Origin of the sequence: uncultured Aquincola sp. (assembly GCF_964001545.1) — a bacterium.
In the GTDB taxonomy this organism is placed as follows: Bacteria; Pseudomonadota; Gammaproteobacteria; order Burkholderiales; family Burkholderiaceae_C; genus Aquincola.
Genome location: NZ_CAXFDV010000806.1, coordinates 1 through 2921 on the forward strand (window position 1 = coordinate 1; position 2921 = coordinate 2921).

Annotated in this window: 3 protein-coding genes; all 3 read left to right on the forward strand. The window is 68.6% G+C overall.

The genetic code is table 11. The annotated features are described in order from the left end of the window. The first annotated feature begins 72 nt into the window (after positions 1 to 72). Positions 73 to 1050, forward strand: coding sequence for an SDR family oxidoreductase (locus ABNT58_RS28030; protein ID WP_348756656.1), 978 nt, complete (start codon positions 73 to 75; stop codon positions 1048 to 1050). Between the two features lie 61 nt (positions 1051 to 1111). Then, entirely contained in the window at positions 1112 to 1420 is a 309-nt protein-coding gene (locus ABNT58_RS28035) for a hypothetical protein (RefSeq protein WP_348756657.1), read from the forward strand. A gap of 70 nt (positions 1421 to 1490) precedes the next feature. Beyond that, positions 1491 to 2921 (forward strand): carbamoyltransferase N-terminal domain-containing protein (locus ABNT58_RS28040; RefSeq protein ID WP_348756658.1); only part of this gene is annotated, 1431 nt, incomplete at its 3' end.

Sequence of the window (2921 nt, forward strand, 5' to 3'; positions counted from 1 at the left end):
CACGGGAACGCCCCTTGCCGCTGAGGTGCTCAAGGCGCACACGGGTTGGCGCCACCCTTTTCAGGAGCATCCATGAGCACGCAGGACACCACCGACCGACACCTGAAGATCCAGCAGGAGCAGGACGCCAAGGACGCCCGCCAGTCCAAGCCAGGCGGCAAAGACGAGAAGCCGCCAGGCGTGCAGGCCGGCGCCCGCGAGCAGCCTACCGAGCTGCCCGCCCAGCACCAGGACAAGCCCGGCACCGAGGCCGAGCTGCAGCTGCAGCCGCGCTTCATGGCGCCCGACTACAAAGGCAGCGAAAAGCTGCAAGGCATGGCCACCTTGATCACCGGTGGCGACTCGGGCATCGGCCGCGCGGTGGCGGTGCTGTTCGCCCGCGAGGGTGCCGACGTGGCCGTCGTCTACCTCAATTCGCACGAAGACGCGCAAGAAACCAAGCGCTGCGTGGAAGCCGAAGGCACCCGCTGCCTGCTGCTGCCCGGCGACGTGAAGGACAGCGGCTTTTGCCAGCAGGCGGTGGCCGAGACGGTCAAGGCCTTCGGCCGGCTCGACGTGCTGGTGAACAACGCGGCCTTCCAGGAGCATGCGCAGTCCATCGAAGACATCACCGACGAGCGGCTGCAGGAAACCCTGCAGACCAACATCGCCGGCTACTTCCACATGGCGCGGGCGGCGGTGCCGCACCTCAAGCAGCGCGCCTCCATCATCAACACCGGCTCGGTGGTGGGCTTGAAGGGCAGCGCCAGGCTGCTGGACTACGCCACCACCAAGGGCGCGATCCATGCCTTCACCAAGTCGCTGGCGCAGAACCTGGTGAGCAAGGGCATCCGCGTCAATGCGGTGGCCCCCGGCCCGGTGTGGACGCCGCTGAACCCGGCCGATTCCCCGGCCGAGCAGGTGGCCGAGTTCGGCCAGCAGACCGACATGAAGCGCGCCGCCCAGCCCGAAGAGCTAAGCCCCGCCTATGTGTACCTGGCATCGCCCGTGATGTCGGGTTACGTCACCGGCATCGTGCTGCCCGTCACCGGCAGCGTCGGCGCGATCTGAGGCGCCAGCGGGTACGGCCGTTGCCGCAAGGCCGTGCCGCTGCGCGGCCAAGGAGATGACGATGAACCCCACCGACAAGCAGGACCTGATCGACAAGCAGGTCAAGCCCGCCAAGGACGACAGCCGGGCCGAAGGCAAGGACAAGGACCGCGTGCCCACCTACCAGGAGCTGCTGGACGAATCGCTGGACCAGACCTTTCCGGCCAGCGATCCCATCTCGCCCGGAGCCGCCATCAATGCCGAGCGGCGCACCAGCACCGACAAGGACGACGTGGACTGGGAACTCAAGCCCAGCCAGTCGTCGTCCGCGGGCAAGACCGACCAACCCGACGAAGCCGGCGAGACCGAGAGCAAGCAGCCCGGCAAGTAGCCACCCCGGCTGACGCTCCGCGCGGCATGTGCCTTGCCACCGCCGCGCATCACACCAAGGAGCGTCATCCATGATCACGTTGGGCATCAACGCGGCTTTCCACGACTCGGCGGCCGCGCTTGTCATCGACGGGCAACTGTGCGCCGCGGCGGAGGAAGAGCGGTTCTCGCGCATCAAGCATGCCAAGCGGCCGGTGCCGTTCAGCGCCTGGGAGCTGCCCTTCAACGCCATCGACTTCTGCCTGGCGCGTGCCGGGCTCAAGCTCACCGACGTGGATGCGGTGGCCTACAGCTTCGACGCCCACCTGTTCCTCGACGGGCGGCTGCAGGGCGACACCATCACGCTGCCGCTCATTCCTTCAGCCCGGCCCGACCCCCAGTGGGAGAACCCGTGGGACCCGCTGTTCGCGGCCTATGTGCTCAATGCCTCTCGCCAACTGGTGGACGGTGCGCCGCACCACCTGGGCAAGCGCTTTCAGGGCGCGCGCTTCGACGGGCCCTTCACCTTCCACCATGTGGCGCATCACCTGTGCCACCAGGCCAGCGCCTTCCTGGCCGCGCCGTTCGAGCGCTGCGCGGTGATGACGCTGGACGGCCGCGGCGAACGCGCCACCAGCACCTATGGCGTCTACCGCGATGGTCATTACACCGCGCTGGGCGAGGTGCAGGTGCCGCACTCGCTGGGCCTGCTGTATGAGCATGTGACCACCCACCTCGGCTTTCTGGCCTCGTCGGACGAGTACAAGGTGATGGCGCTGGCCGCGCAAGGCAAGCCGCGATGGCTGGGCCTGCTGCAGGAGCACCTGCAGCTGCTGGACAACGGCCAGTACCGCATCGACAGCATCGACTTGGTGAACCTCGTGGGCCCGGCGCGTGAGCGGGGCGGCCCGCTGGAGCAGCACCACTTCGACCTCACCGCCAGCTTGCAGGCCCTGCTGGAGCAAACCACGTTGAAGCTGGCCGGTTGGCTGCGTGAAGCCACCGGTGAAAGGCTGCTGGCCATGGCTGGCGGCGTGGCCTTGAACTGCGTGTCCAACGCGCGGCTGCGCGATGCCGGCATCTTCGACGAAGTGTGGGTGCAGCCCGCCGCCGGCGACGCCGGCACCGCGCTGGGCGCGGCCCTGTGGATCGACAGCCGCGCGCGGGCCGAAGGCAGCGCCCGGCCGCCGCAGCTGCCCGCGGCGCCGCAAGGCCAGCCGGTGAAGCTGGCGCCGCGCCAATGGACCATGACCCACGCCTACTGGGGCCCCGACTGGAGCGACGAGGCCATCGAGGCCGAGCTGAAGTGGGCCAAGCTGCCTTACCGCCGCATGGCCCAGCCGGCGCAGGAGGTGGCCCAACTGCTGGCTGAAGACCAGGTCATCGGCTGGTTCCAGGGGCGCATGGAATTCGGTCCGCGGGCGCTGGGCGCGCGGTCCATCATCGCCTCGCCGCTGCATGCCGAGATGCAGGCGCGCATCAATGAACTCAAGGACCGCGAAGACTTCCGGCCGGTGGCGCCG